The 21,308-nt window shown below is 35.9% G+C and carries 18 protein-coding genes; 1 reads left to right on the forward strand and 17 read right to left on the reverse strand.

Features of this window, described 5'->3' with window-relative positions; translation table 11 throughout:
* Positions 1-827 precede the first annotated feature (827 nt).
* The 17 genes from yfbR to mraZ all read right to left on the reverse strand — a co-directional run bounded on the left by yfbR (position 828) and on the right by mraZ (position 19,473).
* The gene (gene yfbR, locus A9G45_RS05360) at positions 828-1,415 is read right to left on the reverse strand and encodes a 5'-deoxynucleotidase (protein WP_065566544.1); all 588 of its coding nucleotides are present in this window, start codon (positions 1,413-1,415) and stop codon (positions 828-830) included.
* A 79-nt stretch (positions 1,416-1,494) separates the two neighbouring features.
* On the reverse strand, positions 1,495-2,409 hold the full coding sequence (gene lpxC / locus A9G45_RS05365; RefSeq protein WP_065581892.1) for a UDP-3-O-acyl-N-acetylglucosamine deacetylase: 915 nt from the start codon (positions 2,407-2,409) through the stop codon (positions 1,495-1,497).
* Positions 2,410-2,473: 64 nt separating this feature from the next.
* Positions 2,474-3,616 (reverse strand): cell division protein FtsZ, encoded by a 1,143-nt coding sequence (ftsZ, locus tag A9G45_RS05370; RefSeq protein ID WP_065566546.1) that lies wholly within the window; start codon positions 3,614-3,616, stop codon positions 2,474-2,476.
* An 81-nt stretch (positions 3,617-3,697) separates the two neighbouring features.
* Positions 3,698-4,951 carry a cell division protein FtsA gene (gene ftsA, locus A9G45_RS05375; RefSeq protein WP_065566547.1) on the reverse strand — a complete coding sequence of 418 codons (1,254 nt, stop codon included), beginning with the start codon at positions 4,949-4,951 and terminating at the stop codon, positions 3,698-3,700.
* 21 nt (positions 4,952-4,972) lie between these two features.
* Entirely contained in the window at positions 4,973-5,806 is an 834-nt protein-coding gene (locus A9G45_RS05380; RefSeq protein ID WP_065566548.1) for an FtsQ-type POTRA domain-containing protein, read from the reverse strand.
* Positions 5,807-5,819: 13 nt separating this feature from the next.
* Positions 5,820-6,728: a D-alanine--D-alanine ligase gene (locus tag A9G45_RS05385; protein WP_065566549.1), complete on the reverse strand. Its 909-nt coding sequence runs from the start codon at positions 6,726-6,728 to the stop codon at positions 5,820-5,822.
* A gap of 2 nt (positions 6,729-6,730) precedes the next feature.
* Positions 6,731-8,179: a UDP-N-acetylmuramate--L-alanine ligase gene (gene murC, locus A9G45_RS05390; RefSeq protein ID WP_065566550.1), complete on the reverse strand. Its 1,449-nt coding sequence runs from the start codon at positions 8,177-8,179 to the stop codon at positions 6,731-6,733.
* A 166-nt stretch (positions 8,180-8,345) separates the two neighbouring features.
* Positions 8,346-9,398: an undecaprenyldiphospho-muramoylpentapeptide beta-N-acetylglucosaminyltransferase gene (murG, locus tag A9G45_RS05395; protein WP_065566551.1), complete on the reverse strand. Its 1,053-nt coding sequence runs from the start codon at positions 9,396-9,398 to the stop codon at positions 8,346-8,348.
* Positions 9,398-10,549 carry a cell division protein FtsW gene (ftsW, locus tag A9G45_RS05400; protein ID WP_065566552.1) on the reverse strand — a complete coding sequence of 384 codons (1,152 nt, stop codon included), beginning with the start codon at positions 10,547-10,549 and terminating at the stop codon, positions 9,398-9,400. Before ftsW ends, murG begins: the two co-directional genes overlap by 1 nt.
* The gene (murD, locus tag A9G45_RS05405) at positions 10,546-11,880 is read right to left on the reverse strand and encodes a UDP-N-acetylmuramoyl-L-alanine--D-glutamate ligase (RefSeq protein WP_065566553.1); all 1,335 of its coding nucleotides are present in this window, start codon (positions 11,878-11,880) and stop codon (positions 10,546-10,548) included. The genes ftsW and murD overlap by 4 nt, the downstream gene beginning before the upstream one ends.
* Positions 11,881-11,902: 22 nt before the next feature.
* On the reverse strand, positions 11,903-12,985 hold the full coding sequence (mraY, locus tag A9G45_RS05410) for a phospho-N-acetylmuramoyl-pentapeptide-transferase (RefSeq protein WP_065566554.1): 1,083 nt from the start codon (positions 12,983-12,985) through the stop codon (positions 11,903-11,905).
* Positions 12,986-12,989: 4 nt separating this feature from the next.
* Positions 12,990-14,363 (reverse strand): UDP-N-acetylmuramoyl-tripeptide--D-alanyl-D-alanine ligase, encoded by a 1,374-nt coding sequence (murF, locus tag A9G45_RS05415; RefSeq protein WP_065566555.1) that lies wholly within the window; start codon positions 14,361-14,363, stop codon positions 12,990-12,992.
* Positions 14,360-15,916 carry a UDP-N-acetylmuramoyl-L-alanyl-D-glutamate--2,6-diaminopimelate ligase gene (gene murE, locus A9G45_RS05420; RefSeq protein WP_065566556.1) on the reverse strand — a complete coding sequence of 519 codons (1,557 nt, stop codon included), beginning with the start codon at positions 15,914-15,916 and terminating at the stop codon, positions 14,360-14,362. Before murE ends, murF begins: the two co-directional genes overlap by 4 nt.
* A 13-nt stretch (positions 15,917-15,929) precedes the next feature.
* The gene (gene ftsI, locus A9G45_RS05425; protein WP_065566557.1) at positions 15,930-17,699 is read right to left on the reverse strand and encodes a peptidoglycan glycosyltransferase FtsI; all 1,770 of its coding nucleotides are present in this window, start codon (positions 17,697-17,699) and stop codon (positions 15,930-15,932) included.
* Positions 17,699-18,082, reverse strand: coding sequence for a cell division protein FtsL (gene ftsL, locus A9G45_RS05430; RefSeq protein WP_081297831.1), 384 nt, complete (start codon positions 18,080-18,082; stop codon positions 17,699-17,701). Before ftsL ends, ftsI begins: the two co-directional genes overlap by 1 nt.
* Positions 18,075-19,010, reverse strand: coding sequence for a 16S rRNA (cytosine(1402)-N(4))-methyltransferase RsmH (rsmH, locus tag A9G45_RS05435; RefSeq protein ID WP_065566558.1), 936 nt, complete (start codon positions 19,008-19,010; stop codon positions 18,075-18,077). The genes ftsL and rsmH overlap by 8 nt, the downstream gene beginning before the upstream one ends.
* A gap of 16 nt (positions 19,011-19,026) precedes the next feature.
* The gene (gene mraZ, locus A9G45_RS05440) at positions 19,027-19,473 is read right to left on the reverse strand and encodes a division/cell wall cluster transcriptional repressor MraZ (RefSeq protein ID WP_065566559.1); all 447 of its coding nucleotides are present in this window, start codon (positions 19,471-19,473) and stop codon (positions 19,027-19,029) included.
* 630 nt (positions 19,474-20,103) lie between these two features.
* Here mraZ and A9G45_RS05445 point away from each other — a divergent pair.
* Positions 20,104-21,308: type VI secretion system Vgr family protein (locus A9G45_RS05445; RefSeq protein WP_141673620.1), on the forward strand; the 1,205-nt coding region annotated here is incomplete at its 3' end.

A 21,308-nucleotide genomic window follows, 5' to 3' on the forward strand; every position in this document is an offset into this window, starting at 1 on the left:
AATTGCATTAGTAATAATCTGCCAATTAACTAATGTTATTAGCAGATTTTGTAATGAATATCAATTCACACCATTGTGGTGGAAAGAGATATTGAATTTTAATGAAATACCTTTTAATCAAGTAACACTTAAATTTAAGCTTATTAGCTTCTTTTGTTAGTTTTCACTTTATTTCTAGCTGATAAAATATTTATATGCGTTGTATTGTTAATATTTACAATGTTTACGCTCTCGAGTTGAAAGCGCTATTAAATTTATCTCTTCACCAAATAAAATCGAAATCATTAATAACGGTGATAATCTTTTAGAAGAAAGCTCACAACGTATATTTCAAAAAAGTTATTTAGCGAAAGGAGATAATTGTAAGATTGGTTTTATAGTGTTAGCAAACATTGATGCGTTTAATGAGCATATTCAATTGTGTGATTCAACTAATTAAGAAAACCTATTACAGCGTATCATTGCTCATGATAATTGCGTGGGTTTAATTTTACTTGATGTTTTTATTCTAAAACTTACAGGGTTAGAGTTATTAAAATATATTCGTATCAGTTATCTAAAAACAGATATCATTGTGGTAACTGTCGCCTGTAAAAATATTTACTTTTGGATGTCTACAGGTTGCTTTGAGTCGATATCAAAAACGTGTATATTTGTTATCTTCATCCAAAATATTTAATCACAATCAAATAGCAAGTGGGTTTATTATAACTTATAACTATTGTGAGAATCTATTTTTGACCACTATAAATGGAATGCTAAATATAAAGAACCATTTTAATTATAGAGCATGATCGAAATAAAAATACGCGGATAAATAAGCTATTTTACATCGTTATTTCGTCTAATGATAAGCTAAAGCTTGGCACAAAAACATCTAAAAAGTATTTCATTTCAGGGCTATTACGTTCAGATAAAGTCTCTTTTAAACGTTGCTCTGCTAATTTAAATTCATTATTACCCGCACTTAATTCCTCAATTGTTTTCAGATAAGCACATAATGCGTCAGCTTGTTTTACAATGTTTTTTTCTGCTTCGCTATAAAAATCATCATCAATTAATGTCTTAAAATCATTTTGTAACTCTTCAGGAAGCATATTAAGAAGTTTGTGTTGTGCTATTTTCTCAATTTTTTTATATTCAACAGTAATTTGCGGATTATAATATTTTGTGGGCGTCGGTAAATCGCCAGTTATTACTTCTGAAACATCATGATACATTGCTAATAATGCGATGCGTTCAGGGTTTACATCGCCATTAAATTTCTTATTTTTAATTACAGCTAAAGCATGTGCAACAAAAGCAACTTGTAAGCTATGCTCTGATACATTTTCGGTTCTTACATTACGCATTAAAGGCCAACGGTTAATTAGTTTTAGGCGTGATAAATGGGCAAAAAAATGGCTATTTTTCATATTAGTATCTCTTTAAATATAAAATAAAAACGCTCCTATTAAAAATAGGAGCGTTTATAAAACATAACTATTTATGATTTTACGCTAAAACAAGCTGTTGAGTGCCTAACACAAGTGGCACCGTTTGCTCTTCTGTAAATGTTACATATTCCCAAGCATCTTGTTTCGCCAATAATGCTTGTAATAATTGATTATTCAATGCATGACCTGATTTATAACAAACTACTTCACCAATCATATTATGGCCACTCATGTATAAATCGCCAATAGTATCAAGCATTTTGTGACGAACAAATTCATCATCAAAACGTAAACCATCGTCATTGAGTACTTTATAATCATCTACCACAATTGCACAATCTAAGCTACCACCTAAGCATAAACCTTTAGATTGTAATGCTTCAATATCACGCATAAACCCAAAAGTTCTAGCTCGGCTGATTTGGCGAATAAAAGACTCAGATGAAAAATCCAACTGATAACGTTGTGAACTGTTATCAATAGCAGGATGATGAAAATCAATGGTAAAATCTAATCTAAATCCATTATAAGGTCTTATTTCGGCCCATTTATCACCATTTTCAACTCGAATAGTTTCCTTTACACACAAAAACTTTTTCAAGGCATTTTGTTCAGCAATACCTGCATCAAGCAATAAATAAACAAAAGGGCTTGCGCTACCGTCCATAATTGGAATTTCGGGAGCATTAACTTCAATAATGAGATTATCAATACCTAGCCCAGCTAAAGCAGCATTGATATGCTCAACTGTTGAAATGCGAACATTATCTTCGTTTACTAAACAGGTACAAAGCATGGTATCTCGCACTGATTTTGCATCCACTGGAAAATCAACATATGGATTCAAATCAGTACGACGATAAATAATACCTGTATTTTCTGGCGCAGGGCGTAATGTCAAAGTAACTTTCTTGCCAGTATGTAAACCAACACCAGTTGCTTGAATGGTTTTCTTTAATGTTCTTTGTTTCAATTTACACCTACTTTTTTGTTTGTTCCTATCGATTTTGACAATAAAAAATCAAATAAGTTCAATTCTAATTCGCTTGCTTACGGATGAAAGCAGGAATATCTAAAATTTTATGATCCTCAAGCGGAGAAGCTGTTGGTTCATTAGCAACCTTAGCTAATTTCTCTTCTTGTTGTCCTAATGTATTGCTGTGGCCAAACAAATCATTGTGTGACACGGGTGGTTTAACTATTTTAGCTTCTGGTCGTTTATCCATACCAATACCCGTTGCAACTACTGTTACTCGAATCTCATCAGACATATCTGGATCAAATGTTGTACCAACAACGACTGTTGCATTGTCAGAAGCGAACGCTTTAACTGTGCTACCTACTGTTTCAAACTCTTCTAAACCAATATCTAACCCCGCAGTTACATTTACTAATACACCACGAGCGCCAGATAAATCAATATCTTCAAGTAATGGACTAGAAATTGCCATTTCTGCTGCCTCTTCGGCTCGGTTATCGCCACTAGCTCTACCAGAGCCCATCATAGCATATCCCATTTCAGACATCACTGTTCTTACATCGGCAAAGTCAACATTGATAAGACCTGGTTTAGTGATAAGTTCAGCAATACCTTGTACTGCACCTTTTAAAACGCCATTAGCTGCCGCAAAAGCATCAAGCAATTTAACTCCACGACCTAATACTTTTAATAATTTGTCATTTGGAATAGTGATCAGTGAATCGACATGTTTTGCTAATTCAGAAATACCCTGTTCAGCAAAAGCCATACGTTTTTTACCTTCAAAGCTAAAAGGTTTAGTAACAACAGCAACCGTTAAAATACCTAATTCTTTTGCTATCTCGGCAACGACTGGAGCTGCACCCGTTCCTGTGCCCCCGCCCATTCCAGCAGCGATAAAAACCATGTCAGCACCTTCAATTGCACTGCGGATGACCTCGCGATCTTCCTCTGCAGAATTTCTACCAACTTCTGGATTAGCGCCAGCACCAAGTCCTTTAGTAACATTAGTCCCAATCTGGATAGTTTGACCCACCTTAATTCTTTTTAATGCTTGCGCATCCGTATTCGCCGCAAAAAACTCAACACCTTCAATATGCTCTGCAATCATATGCTCGACAGCATTACCACCGCCACCACCGACACCAATAACTTTAATGACTGCTGCTGGCTCAGCATCTGCAACCATAGGCTCAAACATAACTTATCTCCAAATTTACGATCTGCGGACATTGTACAGATAATCATCTACAATGTCCACGAAGTTCTTGAAATATACTAGCTAAAATTCTTTTTTAAACCATCCGGTCAATCGTTTAGCTATCCCTTTTAATGATGATTTATTGCTATCTTTAGCATCATCATTTAATAAATCTTGTTTTCCATAATGTAATAACCCTATAGTTGTTGAACAATAAGGTTTTTGAACATAATCGGTTAATCCTGATATGTTTAATGGCTGACCAATACGCACTTGGTTTTTAAATACTTTTTCGGCGCATTCTACCATTCCTTTTATTTGAGATGCGCCACCAGTTAAAACAATACCTGCTGCTAATTGATATTTAATATTTTGTTTCTTAAGTTCTTCTTGTAATACAAGTAACTCTTTTTGTACCAACGCAAGAAGTTCTGAATAGCGTGGTTCAATTACATCGGTAAGCGTCTGTCGTTGCAATGAACGAGACGGCCTTCCCCCTACACTAGGGACATCAATAACCTCATCTTTACCCACTAACGAACCTACAGCACACCCATAACGAATCTTAATGTTTTCTGCATCCATAGGTGGTGCGCCAAACGCATATGCAATATCGCTGGTAACAACATTGCCAGCATAAGGGATTACAACAGAATGACGTAATGCACCATCAGTATAGACTGTCACATCCATTGTACCGCCACCGATGTCTATTACGCAAACACCTAATTCTTTTTCATCATCAGTTAAAACTGCATAGCTGGAAGCTAATCCAGAAAAAATAAGCTGATCTACTTTTAATCCGCAACGTTCAACTGCTTTCACAATATTTCTAGCCATATCATTATGACAAGTAATTAAGTGAACTTTGGCTTTCATCCTTACTCCAGATAAACCAACGGGATTTTTAATACCTTCTTGTAAATCAATAGAATATTCTTGTGCAATGACGTGTAAAATACGGTGTTCATCTAAAATTCTGACTGATTTTGCTGTATGAACAACATTATCTACGTCCTCTGCTGTGACTTCTTCGTCGGCTATTGGCACCATTCCTATTTCATTTTGGCACCGGATATGTTTACCAGAAAGGCTTAAATATACTGAGGATATTTGGCAATCTGCCATTAGTTCAGCTTGATCAACCGCTCGTTGGATTGATTTCACTACAGACTCAAGATCGTTTACACCACCTTTATCAACACCTTTTGATGGGCAGTGCCCCACGCCAATGATATTGACAATACCATCAGGAAGAACTTCACCAACAAGAGCAAGCACTTTGGATGTGCCAACCTCTAATCCAACGACCAATTTTTTTTCTGTTGCTTTCATACTTCAGCCTTAATTTATTCCTTACAGCATTATTTTTTCTCTTTGTACTGAAATACCATTTTCGTAACGTAAATCAGCTACCGTTATTCTTTCATTTTCAGGCACTCTTGATTGAATTTCTGGAAATAATTTAATAAATTGTTGATATCGCTGTTCAATTTTTTCACTACCTAACAATAATTTTATTTCTTGATTTTCAAGGCAAAAACCAGATATACATTGTTTTATCATCAATTGCCATGCATTGCGTTCATCAGTTATAGCGAATTTAATATGTAATGCTAACTCATTATTAGCTAATTTTTTAGAAATATCTTCTAATTTCAAATAAATTTCTAACGCTGCTTTTGCCTTACCCTCTGGACCGTATAGCCTTGGTAATTGTAATTCGGCAATACGGTCAAGAGGTACACTAAATACATTACCATTTTTATCAAGTAAAAATAGATCATTCCAATAAAGTACAGGTTTATATTCTTCTACATAAATAATTAGCCTATCAGGCCATTGTTTTCGCACACTGGTTTGTTTAACCCATGGAAATCGCATGATTTCTTGTTGAATATCATTAACATCTTGTCCTATATAGGTATTAGGCAACCCTAATCCTAAAATCGCATTTCGAAGATCGTCCTCAGTTGTATAGGTGTGTTCCCCACTTAACGTTAATTGTGATAATACCATTTGCTCGGGATCATCCATCCAATTCTTAAAGCTTTGAATCACCCAAATGCTAATAAAAATAATCATAATAAAGAACAAAAAACCTAAAAATTGTTCTGTATTACGAAAGATAAGCAACCGCCTTTTATTTTTTTCTTCTCTTCTATGCGCTGCTTGCCGAACTTGTTTCATAAAATAAGGCCAATTAGAGAATTGCCAAATTTAAGATTTTGGCTACAAGTTCGTTAAATGACCAACCATGTTGTTTTGCCGCCATAGGTACCAAGCTGTGATCTGTCATTCCTGGCGCAGTGTTTACCTCAAGTAGGAATGGTTTTTGATTAGCATCAAACATGATATCAACTCTTCCCCAGCCCCTGCAACCAACCGCTTTATAAGCATCTAATGCTAATTTTTGAATTTCTTGCTCTTTGTCATTAGGTAAACCGCTTGGACAAAAATACTGGGTAGTGTCAGATAAATATTTGGCATCATAATCATAAAACTTGGTAGTAGGTTTTATGTGAATTGACGGTAAAACCTCTTCACCTACAATAGATACTGTAAATTCTGGACCAGCTAAAAATGACTCAACCATTACCGCACTATCATATTTAAAAGCGGCATCAATGGCTGATTTTAATTCAGATTCTTCATTAACACGAGCCATACCGACACTAGAACCCTCATGAATTGGTTTAACAAACAGTGGTAATCCAAGTTGTTTAACAATAGAGTCCGTATCAATTGATTGTGATTTTTCTACCATGATGTAATCAGCAACAGGTAAATTGAGCGATTTCCAGATCAATTTAGTTTTTAACTTATCCATGGTTAATGCTGATGACAAAACATCACTGCCCGTATAAGGAATATTTTGATAAGTCAAAATTGCTTGAGCAATACCATCTTCACCACCACGTCCATGAAGGATAACAAAAGCCTTTGTGTAACCCTCCGCTTTTAAATTAGTGATAGGGTGATATTTAGTATCAATAAGATGTGCATCAACACCATTTGCCAATAATCCTGCACATACAGCTTTACCTGACTTAAGCGATACTTCACGCTCAGAAGAGGTACCACCATATAATACAGCAACTTTATCAACCATTTTTATAAAGCCTCTTTTGAAGATAATTGAGTTTTAGCTAATTGGCGAGCAATACGACCAACACTACCAGCGCCTTGTGTAATTAATAAATCACCACCTTGTAATACTTCTTGCATAATTTCAGGCAACAAATTTAAATCAGAGATATAAATGGGATCAACTTTACCTCGATTACGAATTGTTCGGCATAAAGAACGACTATCAGCCCCTGCAATGGGTTGCTCTCCAGCAGGATAGACATCTAACATCACAAGAGCATCAACTTGAGAAAGTACTTGCGCAAAATCATCAAATAAATCGCGAGTGCGCGTATATCGGTGTGGTTGAAATAACAACACAAGCCGTCGTTCAGGCCAACCATTTCTTGCCGCTTGGATTGTTGCATTAACCTCGCTTGGATGATGCCCATAATCATCAACCATCATAATATCCCCACCGTCGGCATGAGGAAAAACACCTAATAAATCAAAACGCCTACTGGTACCTGCAAATTTAGCTAATGCATTTATAATCGATTCATCATCAATGCCATCTTCAGTGGCAGCAATAATTGCAGCTACTGAGTTTAAGGCATTATGTTTACCTGGTGCATTTAACTCGATTTGTAAATTTGGCCGCTCTGGACGGCAAACAGTATAATAGCTTATGCCTTTTTCTTGGCGATAATCTTTAATAACAACATCAGCTTCTTCACTAAATCCATAAGTAATGACTTTTCGTCCTACAATCGGTAATAATTCACGATTAATCGGATCGTCATAACACATAATAGCTAAACCATAAAATGGCAGGTTTCGTAAAAACGAAATAAATGTTTGTTTAAGATTCTCAATACTGCCTTGGTAAGTATCCATATGGTCAGGTTCGATATTAGTTACAATAGATACCATTGGTTGCAAATGAAGAAATGAAGCATCACTTTCATCTGCTTCTGCAATAAAATAACGACTACTACCTAGCTTAGCATGTACTCCTGCTGCCTTAACTAAACCACCATTAACAAAGGTTGGATCAAGTTTAGCTTCAGCATAAATAGTGGTAACCATTGCCGTTGTCGTGGTTTTACCGTGCGTGCCAGCAATAGCAATGCCGTATCGAAAACGCATCAATTCAGCTAACATTTCAGCGCGTTGAATGACTGGTATACGAGCCTCACGGGCAGCAACCACTTCAATGTTATCTTGCGAAATAGCCGAAGATATAACGACAACACTGGCGTTAATAACATTTTCAGCGGCATGACCAATAACGATCTTTGCTCCTAATATTTCTAGGTGTTGAGTCACAGCATTTTCAGCAATATCTGAACCGCTAATGTTGTACCCTTCATTAGCTAGAACTTCGGCAATTCCACCCATGCCCGCGCCACCAATACCCACAAAGTGAATATGTTTTACTCGTTTCATTTCAGGAATAATTGCTCTTAACTCTGCTAATTCCCTTGTATTCACTATTGAACTCCTAATTATTTTTTCATTGCATAGTGCACAGCGTCATATCATCATTGAACATTTTTATATCTGTTATTTTTAGTTCAAACAATTTATTGACTCAAACATACACCTAACCTGAAACTTTTTTAACAGAATTATTACATAAATTCATATTATAAGTTTACTATTTTATCACTGAATTAAGGGTTTGCGCCACTTTTTCAGTGGAATTTACAATAGATAAACTTTTAGCTTTAATCGCCATTTCAATTAGTTTGTCGCGATTCAGATTTAGTAATAGTTTTGATAAGGATTCAACGCTAAAATCTGGTTGTTCTATGATGTTAGCTGCGCCTATATCTGCTAATGATTTTGCATTCCAAAATTGTTGGCGATCTTTATGCATAAACGGAACAAAAATAGCACCGATACCAACAGTTTCAATTTCACTAACGGTTAATGCGCCACTTCGACAAATTACAAGATCTGCCCAATTATATGCCTCAGCAACATCAGAGATAAATTCAGTTACTTTGTTATTTTCCATATTACAATCTTGATAAGATTCAGTGACTGAATTTAACATTCCTTTACCAGTTTGGTGCCATATTACATATTTATCTGATAATTTTGTTATCGCTTGAGGCACTATATCATTAATAACTTTTGCGCCTTGACTTCCCCCCATGACCAATATTCTAATTGGTCCATGGCGATCTTTGAATCTTTCTTCAGGTCTTGCAACAGTTAAAAGCTCACTACGCACAGGATTGCCAACAACTTCAGCCTTAGGGAAAGCTGTTGGGAATGCTTGCAAAACTTTAGTTGCAATTTTAGCTAACCACTTGTTGGTTAAACCTGCTATACCATTTTGTTCATGTAAAACAATAGGGATACCAAGTGTTTTTGCGGCGATCCCTCCAGGGCCAGACACATATCCTCCCATTCCAAGGACTACATCGGGGCGATAGTTTTTTAAAATTTTCCGCGCCTGTAAAACGGCTTTTAAAATTTTATAAGGTGCTTTTAACAATGCGATAATACCTTTTCCGCGTAGCCCTGATATTTCGATAAAATCAATATCGATGCCATTTTCAGGAACTAGGTGTGCTTCCATTCTATCGGCGGTGCCTAACCATCTTACTTGCCAGCCTTGCTTCATTAAATAATGCGCAACAGCAATACCGGGAAAAACATGCCCACCAGTTCCCCCTGCCATAACTAATAATTTTTTCATTATTTTATTAACCTTATTCTTGCTTGCGCTTGTTGTTGTCTAAATTCAAAATCTATCCTAAGTAATATTGCAACGGCAATACTCATCACAATAAGGCTTGAACCACCATAACTAATAAATGGTAATGTTAATCCTTTTGTTGGTAACATACCCGATGTAACACCAACATTAACAAATGTTTGGAATCCAAACCAGATACCTATTTCACAGGCTAAATAGCCTGAAAATAATGATCCATCATTAAGCGCACGATAACCAATTGCAAGTGCCTTAAATGTCAAAAAGAAAAGCAATGACAACAAAGCAACTACGCCTATATATCCATACTCTTCTGAAATAATTGAAAAAATAAAATCAGTATGGCATTCAGGTAAATAGCCTAATTTTAAGATAGAATTTCCCATACCTTGCCCAGTAATGCCGCCATTACCTATTGCCATTAATGAAGCAACTAATTGATAGCCTGAACCCGTTGCATCTTGCCAAGGGTCAAGAAAAGTTAATAACCGTGTTAAACGGTAAGACTCATATAAAATCAAACAAATCACTGTACCAACACCCGTTAGTAAAATCGCAATAAATTGCCACAATTGGGCTCCAGCAATAAATAAGATACCAATAGTCACCATAAATAAAACAATAACAGTGCCTAGATCGGGTTGTTTAAGTAACAATACCGAGAGTATTGCCATAACAACCATAGGTTTAAAAAAGCCCCAAAATCCACTTTGTACCTCGTCGGATTTGCGCGATAAATAACCCGCTAAAAATAAAAATAGTGCTAATTTTGAAAGCTCGGCTGGTTGAAAATTGAATACACCTAAAGGTATCCAGCGAGATGCACCATTAATCGAAGAACCAATGCCTAGCACAACAATCAACATAATAATAGCAATAATTAGTAATATTGACCCAAACTGTTGCCAACGTTGCATTGGAATATATAATGTAATAAACATTAAAAATAACGATAACCCTAACTGAATAAGCTCTCGTTGTGTATAAAAGAACGGATTACTTTCATTAAATGACATTGAAGACGATGTCACCATGATCAAACCAAATATCATTAAACCAAGCACAGTCCAAAGTAATTGATTATCAAATGGGACATGTGGATTCACTTGTTTTTTTAGCCCAAAAAATGTCATTTTTCATTTCCTTGAGCATATTGTGTAGCAAGTTGTGCAAATCGCTTTCCGCGTTCAATATAATTTTTAAACTGATCTAAACTTGCACAAGCAGGGGAAAGTAAAACCACATCGTTGGGCTCCACTTTTTGAGCAATAATTTTTACAGATTCCGCCATGGTTTCGGTGATTGTTGTTATATTGGCAGCTAGTTTACCTAGTAAATAGCGATCTCGCCCAAAGCAGAAAATCTCCAGGTTTCTATTTTGTAAATAAGGAATAAGTGGCGAAAAATCAGCTGATTTTCCATCTCCACCTAGTAATAAAAATAATTTTCCTTTGCAAACAATACTGTTTAAAGCAGCTGCAGTGCTACCTACATTAGTTGCTTTAGAGTCATTAATCCATTTCACTCCATTTTTTTCCAACACTAACTCAAAACGGTGAGGCAATCCATGGAATGATGCGATTGTTGCTATGCTTGATTTTCGTGGAATCTTTAATTTATCGGCTATTGCTAAAGCTGCAAGCGCATTAAGATAATTATGGCACCCAGTTAATTTCATGGTTTTTGTTGCTAATACGTCCTGCTCTTGTGCTATAAGATGCTCACAGTGTTGATCTAAATGATAATCGCCTTTAGTCACACCAAATGAAACACAATTACTTTGTTTATTTGTTGGAGTAGTTAGCTCATCATCATAATTAATCACACAATATTTAGCGTTATGGTAAATACGTTGCTTCGCCTCGACATATTGCATTAGACCAAAAGGATAGCGATCCATATGGTCTTGTGAAATATTTAAAATTGTTGCAACGGTAGCTTGTAAACTATAAGTTGTTTCTAGCTGAAAACTTGATAGTTCAAGAACATATACATCGTAATCTTGGTTCAATAACGATAATGCTGGTTGTCCAATATTTCCCCCAACAGCAACTTTAGTGCCTGTTGATGCAATGATTTCACCAACTAATGTTGTTACAGTCGTTTTACCATTTGCACCAGTGATTGCCACGATCTGCTTATTATTTTGTTGATTTATTTCGCGACAAAATAGCTCTATATCCCCAATAATTTCAATCCCTTGTTTAGCTGCTAATTGTAGTTCAGGTGTAGCTAAAGCAATGCCTGGGCTTGCAATGATTAAATCAGCATCTAGCAACCAATCAATATTTAATTCACCTAAATGATAAACAACGCGTTTGTCTAATTGCTCTAAGCCTGATGGGGATAAACGAGTATCGATAACTTTAGGTATAACATTTTGAGCAAGAAAATAGTTAACACATGAAAGACCTGTGATACCTAAACCAACAATAACGACTTTTTTGCCTTGATAGCTAACCATAATTCAATCCTAGTATTGTTTATTAACGTAACTTCAATGTTAATAAACCTATTACAACTAACATTAATGAAATTATCCAAAAACGCACAATAACACGCGGTTCTGGCCAACCTTTTAATTCATAGTGATGATGAATGGGTGCCATACGGAAAACTCTTTTACCACGTAATTTAAACGATCCAACTTGCAAAATAACGGAGAGCGTTTCGATAACAAAGATCCCGCCCATAATGAGTAATAAAAATTCTTGTCGTAATAACACAGCAATAATACCAAACACCCCGCCTAAAGCTAACGAGCCAACGTCGCCCATAAAAACCATTGCAGGATATGTGTTAAACCATAAAAAACCAAGTCCCGCGCCAATAATTGCCATGCAGACAATCATCAATTCACCACTAAATTTAATATAAGGGATATTTAAATAGGCGGCAAAATTGACATTGCCAGTAGCCCAAGCGACAAGAGTAAAACCAGCTGCAACAAAAACAGTTGGCATAATGGCGAGTCCATCAAGTCCATCCGTTAAATTAACGGCATTACCTGCACCGACAATAACAACATAAGTTAACAAGATAAACCATAAACCCAATTGAGGCATCACATCTTTAAAAAATGGCACAACAAGTACTGTTGCTGCGCTATCTTTTCCATAAACATAAAGACCAAAAGCGACAATTAACGCAATGACTGATTGCCAAAAGTATTTCCATCTGGCAATAAGACCAGCACTATTTTTACGAATGACTTTTAAATAATCATCAGTAAAACCAATAATGCCATAACCCATTAACACAAATAAGGTAATCCATATATAAGGATTACGAAGATCTGCCCATAATAACACCGATAATAAAATGGATGCTAAAATAAGCGTCCCCCCCATAGTTGGCGTTCCTTTTTTACTTAAATGGGATTCAGGTCCATCATTACGAATTACCTGTCCTATCTGTAGTTTTTGTAACCAATCAATAACTTTTTGTCCCATAAATAATGAAATAACTAACGAGGTTAATAGACCTAAAATGGCTCTTACTGTTAAATAAGAGATAACATTAAAAAAGGTAAAATGTTTAACTAAATATTCTGATATCCACACAAACATAATTTTAATCCTGATTCATTTTCAGCTGTTCAATTTGAATTTTTTCAATAAGTTCTTCCATTTTGGCACTACGCGACCCCTTAACCAGCATAGTTAAAGTTGGATATTGACGTAATAACATTAATAGATAATTTACTGCATCTTGTTTATTATTAAAATGGTGACCTACCCCGCTATATTGGCTAATAAATTGACTTAATTTGCCAACACTTACGACACAATCTAGTTTTTCATCATGAGCAAGTTCACCTATTTGTCGATGATATTTTTCTGCTTCGCATCCTAATTCCCCCATATCACCAACCACTAAAATTCGATACCCAGGCTGCTTTGCCAAAACTTTAACTGCCGCAGACATTGAACCAACATTGGCATTATAAGTATCATCCCAAATTAATTGGGTTTGATTTAGCTTGATTGGAAATAACCGACCTTTTACTGGTTTTAAAGTGGCTAAACCTTGCTGAATCTGGTTGAACGTTGCACCAACAGAGATCGCCAAAGCGGAGGCTGCAATCGCATTTGAAATATTATGTTGCCCAATTAGTGGTAACTTAATTTCACATTCGCCTTTAGGAGTATGTAACATAAAAGTAGTGTTTTGAGCATATGTAATATTGCTGGCATAAAAATCAGCTGATGGATTAGCTAATGAGAAAGTCCAAATTGTTTTATTTATCAGTTGAGTAAACCATTTATCTGAACAACTATCTAAATTAATAATAGCGATGCCATCTTTGGGCAAACCTTGAAATATTTCACCCTTAGCTTTTGCTACACCTTCAAGCGAGCCAAATCCCTCAATATGAGCTTCGGCAATATTATTAATTAAAGCGCTTTGTGGCTTAACAATATTTGTAGTATAAGCAATTTCGCCAATATGGTTAGCACCTAATTCTATTACAGCAAAATTGTCTTGGGGAGTTAAACGAAATAAGGTAAGTGGAACACCAATATCATTATTAAAATTCCCTTGAGTATAAAGTGTTTGGCCACAAAAGCCTAAAATTGCAGCTGTCATCTCTTTAACAGAAGTTTTGCCAGAAGAGCCTGTTAATGCGACAATTTTTGCTTGACTTTGCTGGCGAATAAATGAAGCAATTTTACCTAATGCATGGCGTGTATCATCAACGACAATTTGCGGTATTAGACAATCGAGTTTACGATTGACAACCACAGCAATAGCACCATTTTGAATGGCTTGTTGGGCAAATTCATGCCCATCAAAACTATCACCTACTAAGGCGATAAACAATGATTTTTCAGTTAGTTTTCGTGAATCAGTGCAAATAGTATCAATCATAATACTTTCGTTTTGGATATGATAAAATTTACCATCCACAATTTTTTTTAATTGTTCGATTTTTAATGGGATCATGATTGACTTTCAACTCCTAAAAGTCTTTTGACTGTTTCTTGATCTGAGTAATGATATTTAGTTTTATCCACAATTTGATAATCTTCATGCCCTTTTCCAGCAATCAATATCACATCATTAATATTTGCTTGAGCAAGCGTTTGGGTTATCGCTTGTACTCTGTCAGTAACAACTTGTACATTTTTTTTACTTACTAAGCCTTGCTCAATGTCATGAATAATTTTCATCTCGTTTTCTGTTCGTGGATTGTCATTTGTCAGAACAATCTTATCGGCAAATTGTTCTGCTATTTTAGCCATTAAAGGCCTTTTACCCGTATCCCTATCTCCACCACAGCCAAAAATCACCCATAAAGAACCTTTACAATGTATTCGGCTTGCTTGTAAGGCTTTTTGTAATGCGTCTGGAGTATGCGCATAGTCAACAATAACCGTTGGACTATTTTTTACGTGTAACACCTCCATTCGCCCACAAATGGGGTTCAAAAAAGCAGCCATATTAACTACAGCAAAAAATGGAAAATTCAATGTTAAAAGTGTAGCTATCGCTAATAACAAATTAGAAACGTTAAACTCACCTAGTAGCCGACTATTAATAATGGCGTTTCCCCAACTTGACTCCATATAAATTTTGGCGCCTTTGTCGTGATAATCAATCATAGAAACACCAACATAAGGTATATTTAAGGCCTTTAATTGTCGTAATGATTTAGGTTGGCATGAGACAGCCGTCACTTGCGTGAGCTTTTCAATCCATCTTTTTCCATATTTATCATCATAATTAATAATTGATTTGCCAGCGGTTAAAACTTGTTTTTCTTTTTCATCAGGACTAAATAGCGACCATTTTGCTTTGGCGTACTTCCCCATGGTTTTATGGTAATCGAGATGATCGCGACTTAGGTTGGTAAATACGGTGGCAGCACAATTTAGCCCTTTAACACGATCCATTGCAAGCCCATGAGAAGAAATCTCCATGGCTACAATTTTCACCTGTTTTTTTACAAAATTAGCTAATAATGTTTGTATATCTATTGCAGATGCCGTCGTATTGATAGATGGTTCAAGTTGATTATAAATGCCATTACCAATAGTCCCCATTATTGCTGTTTTCTCATTCAATAATGTTGTACATTGAGCAATAAGCTGGCTAACGGTTGTTTTTCCATTCGTTCCTGTCACACCAATAACGGATAATTTTTTTGAAGGGGTATGATAAAAATCATTAGCAATTAATGATAAACGTTGTGAAAGTTGAAAAACACTTATTTGTGGAATGACAGATTTATTGTTTTGCTTAAGATAATCAATTTTTAAGTCATTTGATTTTCTTTTTGTTTCGATCAATACAACAGCAGCACCAACAGCAATAGCTTGTGGAATAAATGTTCGACCGTCAACGGCATGCCCTTTGATAGCAACAAATACATCATTTTTTTTCACTTTACGGCTATCAATACACAAATGATTAAGTGAAAAATTGTCTAATTTTAGATTTCGACTTTCACCTCCACCTAATAGCTCAAATAATGTATAAAAAGAACTTGTAGTCATTATTTTCCACCTATTAATAAATAATCATTTGGCCATCAATTTGGCGATCTGGTTTTACATTCATTGTTCTAAGAACACCTCCCATAATGCGACTAAAAACAGGGGCAGAGACTGAGCCACCATAATACTGACCAGCTTTAGGATTATCAATAACAACCACAAGAGAATATTTTGGCCCTGTTGCTGGGGCAATACCTGCTGTATAAGCCAGATATTGATTAACATACCGGCCACCAGATAATTTTTTTGCAGTTCCTGTTTTAACCGCAACACTGTAACCAGGGACGGATGCCTTCGTACCGCCACCAGTAACCGCTACAGCTTCCATTAATTGAACAACTGTTTTTGCATCTTTTTCAGAAACAACACGTTTGCCTTTAACAGGTTCGGTGGCCTTTAAAATTGTTACTGGTCGATAAATACCATAACTACCGATAGTCGCATAAGCCCTAGCTAACTGTAATGGTGTAACTCTTAGCCCATACCCAAACGCAAATGTAGCTCGTTCAATATCAGCCCATTTTCTTGTTCTATCCGCTGCAATTGAACCACTGACTTCGCCACCTAAACCTAATTCTGTTGGCTGGCCTAACCCAAAACGACTATAGAATTCTACAAGATCACCTTGCTGCATTTGTAAGGCAAGTTTACTTACGCCAACATTACTGGATTTTTCTAATATACCAGCCAAATTTAGTGATTTTTGATATGACACATCTTTAATTTCATAGCGATTGACATAAAATGGTCTTGTGTCAATAATCGTATTTAAATTGGCAATTTTCTTTTCTAAAGCAGCCATTACTACTAAAGGTTTAACAGTCGAGCCTGGTTCAAACGCATCTGTAACAGCTCTATTTCTCAATAAATTATAATCAAGCGATGAACGATTATTCGGGTTATAAGATGGGCTGGTTGCCATTGCTAAAATCTCGCCAGTGTGCACATCAACTAATACTGCTGTTCCACTGTCTGCTTTGTTAAATTCAACAGCTTGGCTAAGCTCGGTATATACCAACGATTGTAAACGCTCGTCTATGCTGAGTGTTAAGTCTGCAGCTGTTTCACTTTCTGTTCGTTCTAATTCTTCAATAACACGACCGACTCGATCTCGCCTTACAATTCTTTGCCCTGATTCACCAATTAACCACTTATTAAAGCTTTTTTCAATGCCTTCAGAACCCTTTTCAGCGCCATTTTCATCAATGTCTGTTAAACCAATTAGTTGAGCTATATTTTCTGCCGCAGGATAATAACGTTTGGATGTTTTGGCAAATGATATCCCTGGTAATTTTAGCTTTTTTAAATAATCAGATATAGTTGGTGTTACTTGTCTAGATAAATAAACAAATCGCATTGATGCATTACCTAGTTTTTGCTCTAGTGTCGACATTGGAATATTCAACGTTTTAGCTAAACCTTGCCACCTGATATCATCTGCTTTAACTCCGCCTTTTTGTACAACGATTTTAGGATCTGCCCATACATCAAACATTGGCACACTTACAGCTAATGCTCGGCCATGACGGTCAGTTATCATTGCTCTTGGCGCATCCATTTCTTGATGACGTATCGAGCGTTTATTACCTTCAGCAATGAGTTTGTCTGGCTCAATAATTTGTAATAATGCCATTCGAACAATAAGACTAATAATCGCAAAAATAATAAGAGTATATACAATATAAAAACGGCTTGGAGTAAAAAATTGCTTTTTACTATTCAACTTATTTGTTTTTGTTGCCTTTTTAGTTTTATCTTTTTTATGTTTAGTAACAGGCTTCATTATTTACTCTTTATCACAATAACTGTTTCATTTTGTGGTGTTACATAAGACATACCTAATTGAATCTTAGCTTTCTCTTCAATACGCTTGGGCTCTGCAAGTACATTTTCTTCAATAATTAGGTTCCGCCATTCACTTTCTAATACATCTTGTTCTAATAAAAGTTGCTCACGCTCAAATAGCTGTTTACGAACCTGTTGCGTTGTTATTAATACAGCACCAGCAGAGATAATAATCATTACAAGTAATAATAATGAAATTTTTTGATGGCCAAACAAATCGCCAATAATTAAGCCAAATAAGCTTTTATTTGGCTTTTTTTGAATATCTTTATCAATATAGATGTTATCTCGAAAAGCATCATTGAGTTGGTGGCTATTCATGTTTCCTTTCTGCTACCCTTAATATTGCGCTTCGAGAGCGCGGGTTATTATTAATTTCAATTGTATTCGGTTTAATTTTACCGAGTGATTTTAATCTAGCACCGCCATATTGTTTAATTTGTTGTTCTGTTAATGGTAACCGAGCGGGTAAATCTGGGCCTTTACTCTGTTTGCTAATAAATTGCTTTACAATTCTATCTTCTAAAGAATGAAAGCTAATAACCGCAAGCCTGCCGTGATTGGCAAGAACCGACAAACTGCTATTTAATGCTTGCTCAACTTCTTCTAGCTCACTATTAATATAAATACGTATAGCTTGAAAACTGCGTGTAGCAGGATGCTTATTTTTATCTTTTTTGGGTGTCGCTTTTTCAATTAACTTAGCCAATTCCAGAGTACGAGTAATGGGTGAAATCTTATTTTGCTCGACGATCGCATGTGCAATACGTTTGGCAAATTTTTCTTCACCAAATGTTTTTAACACCCATGCAATATCGTTTTCATCACTGTTTAGTAACCATTCACTTGCAGTTAAACCTTTTTGGTTATTCATTCGCATATCTAAAGGTCCATCACGCATAAAAGAGAATCCTCTTTCAGGATCATCAAGTTGTGGTGATGAAACACCAAGGTCTAACAAAATACCGTCAATTTTACCTAATAATGCTAACTGATTAATATACTCATATATATTTGAAAATTCACCACGAATAAAAGTAAATCTAGGATCAATTATTTCTAAAGCAGTTTCTTCAGCACGTTCATCACGATCGATAGCAATCAATCGTCCTTGTGCACCAAGTTGTTCAAGTATTAAGCGAGAGTGCCCACCTCGCCCAAATGTACCATCAACATAAATGCCATCTTTTTTTATATTTAATGCTTGTACAGCTTCGTTTAATAAAACCGTTGTATGTTGATAATCCATCAATCTTTTGCTCTTATTAAATAGTTAAAATTTTCAAATTATCTGACAAGTTTTCAATATCTGTTGATAATGCAGTAATATCATCACGAATTTGTTGATACCAAATTGTCTCATCCCAGATCTCGAATTTATTCGATTGACCAACAAGCATTGTATTTCTTTCCAATTTTGCATAAGCCCGTAGTGTAGATGGCAATAAAATTCGCCCCGAATTATCCATCATGCATTCAGTTGCATAACCCAATAACAATCGTTTAATTCTACGTTCAGCTTCAACTATTGTTGATAATGTAGCAAGTTGCTGTTCGATCGTTTGCCATTCAGACATTGAATAAAGCGTCAAACAAGGGTGGTATAAGCCAATGGTGCAAACCATGCTTTTAGATAAAGATTCACGGTAGCGAGTAGGAATAGCTAACCGCCCTTTATTATCCAAATTGATTGAAATTGCACCACTAAACATAAAGGCACCATTATTTATAAATTTCTTGTTAATTTTTATTTAATATAAATCATCAAGTTAATTAAATAATCTATTTTTACCACTAACCCCCACTTTTTACCACAAATTCTCACAAAATAATAGGCCGTTGGTTAATTATTTATAAATGATTGGTTTTCTTCCTCAAAATGAACAAATCCAACGATAAACCACGTTTTTTGCTTTTCCTTTCGTTTCTGGATTGGCAAATGAGGAAATTTTTCATTTATATAATGATTATCACTCCCTCCTATTTTATTGGCGCAAAATTAGAGTGATTTTTGTAAAAAATATTCAGGAATCTATACCGTTTCAGTATAAAATCATTTTAAATTTAAGGGATTAATAAATCATTATTCATAAAGCATCAAATGGCTTAAATCCCTTATTCAGCCAAAGCATTAAACGGTTATCACTGACTGATTTAACTAATATAAACAATTAATATTAAACACCATTTATTTAACAATTTAAAAAAAAAGATTAAATTTTACACTAAAGCGGTGTATACTTTTTAGCTAAACCGTCTGTTTTTTGCGCTCAGTAAAATTAAATAATAACTAAAATAAAAATAAACGGAATAAATTATGAGGAATAATAGGAGAGCAAAACATGTCGAATGAACTTAATCGCCTTTTGGGGCAACTTGGTGGCGAGTTTAGCCATTTAATGGCCGGTTTAGGGGGCGTTAGTCACAACCGCTATACCTTAACCGTTGATGGGCTGACCGCACCGATTTCAGTTTTGCATGTTGACGGTGATGAGCAGTTAAATCAACCTTGGCGTTATGTGGTTACCTTTACCAGCCCTGACAAAACCTTATCACCCGATGCGTTCCTTAATCAAAAATCGACTTTCTCCTTTAATCCTGTTATTAACAAGCCATTAACTTCCGCTATTCGTTCGTTAAGTGACTTGCCCGCCGTCACGAATAAACGTACCTTGTATGGGGTGATCACCGAATTTAGCCAGCTATCAGTCAATAAAGATGAAGCTCATTACCAAGTCGTGTTATCTTCGTGCTTAGCACGGCTGGCCGTGGGGAAAAATAGTGCTATATTTCAAAATCAAAGCGTGGTCAGTGTGGTTGAAGAAGTACTACGCAGTCACGGTTTTACCGGCATTGATTACCGGTTAGCGCTCAAAGACAGCTACCCTGAACGGGAGTTTATCGCCCAGTGGCAAGAAAGCGACCTGGAATTTATTCAACGCTTATTGGCCGATGTCGGTATCTGGTTTCGTTTTGAAACCCATGCCGAGCATGATTGTGATGTGATGGTGTTAAGTGATTATGAACAAGGCTATGTACAGGTGGCTAATATCGACTATAAACCACCGAGTGGTATGGCCGATACGGGTGTGGAAAGTGTTTGGGATGTCACCTTACATAGCGAAGTGGTAACCGCCTCAGTGACCGTTCAAGACTATAACTACCGTGATGCCAAAGCCGATTTACTCACCGATATCAACACCCAACCCAAAGTCCTCACCACCGATGGCAAGGACTACCGTTATGCCGAGCACTATAAAGGCTTAAATAGCAACGGACAAGATAACTCGCAAACGAGTAACAAAAATAACAATGGCGTTGGTAACCATGGTAATCCTAATGGTAATAACCAGTATAACGATAATCAAAACGATAATCAGATTGAAAGTGGTCAGTGGTATGCCCGTATTCGCCATGAACAGGCGATTAGTCAGCAAATTATCATTAAAGGTAAGAGTAATCGCTATAACCTTGCCCCCGGTCAATGGATTAATATCAACGGCAGTCCGCTAACGAATATTAATGACGGTATCCTCATTTTAAGTGT

The sequence above is a fragment of the Gilliamella sp. HK2 genome (assembly GCF_001690265.1).
Taxonomy (GTDB): domain Bacteria; phylum Pseudomonadota; class Gammaproteobacteria; order Enterobacterales; family Orbaceae; genus Gilliamella; species Gilliamella apicola_C.

Bases quoted from the DNA above. Each gene is read 5' to 3' on its own strand.
- ftsA (WP_065566547.1), bottom strand. From the start codon at position 4,951: ATGAAAGCAACAGAAAAAAAATTGGTCGTTGGATTAGAGGTTGGCACA.
- ftsZ (WP_065566546.1), bottom strand. From the start codon at position 3,616: ATGTTTGAGCCTATGGTTGCAGATGCTGAGCCAGCAGCAGTCATTAAA.
- A9G45_RS05380 (WP_065566548.1), bottom strand. From the start codon at position 5,806: ATGAAACAAGTTCGGCAAGCAGCGCATAGAAGAGAAGAAAAAAATAAA.
- ftsW (WP_065566552.1), bottom strand. From the start codon at position 10,549: ATGACATTTTTTGGGCTAAAAAAACAAGTGAATCCACATGTCCCATTT.
- murD (WP_065566553.1), bottom strand. From the start codon at position 11,880: ATGGTTAGCTATCAAGGCAAAAAAGTCGTTATTGTTGGTTTAGGTATC.
- ftsL (WP_081297831.1), bottom strand. From the start codon at position 18,082: ATGAATAGCCACCAACTCAATGATGCTTTTCGAGATAACATCTATATT.
- murF (WP_065566555.1), bottom strand. From the start codon at position 14,363: ATGATCCCATTAAAAATCGAACAATTAAAAAAAATTGTGGATGGTAAA.
- ftsI (WP_065566557.1), bottom strand. From the start codon at position 17,699: ATGAAGCCTGTTACTAAACATAAAAAAGATAAAACTAAAAAGGCAACA.
- rsmH (WP_065566558.1), bottom strand. From the start codon at position 19,010: ATGGATTATCAACATACAACGGTTTTATTAAACGAAGCTGTACAAGCA.
- mraZ (WP_065566559.1), bottom strand. From the start codon at position 19,473: ATGTTTAGTGGTGCAATTTCAATCAATTTGGATAATAAAGGGCGGTTA.
- murE (WP_065566556.1), bottom strand. From the start codon at position 15,916: ATGACTACAAGTTCTTTTTATACATTATTTGAGCTATTAGGTGGAGGT.
- yfbR (WP_065566544.1), bottom strand. From the start codon at position 1,415: ATGAAAAATAGCCATTTTTTTGCCCATTTATCACGCCTAAAACTAATT.
- murG (WP_065566551.1), bottom strand. From the start codon at position 9,398: ATGAAAAAATTATTAGTTATGGCAGGGGGAACTGGTGGGCATGTTTTT.
- A9G45_RS05385 (WP_065566549.1), bottom strand. From the start codon at position 6,728: ATGGTTGATAAAGTTGCTGTATTATATGGTGGTACCTCTTCTGAGCGT.
- mraY (WP_065566554.1), bottom strand. From the start codon at position 12,985: ATGTTTGTGTGGATATCAGAATATTTAGTTAAACATTTTACCTTTTTT.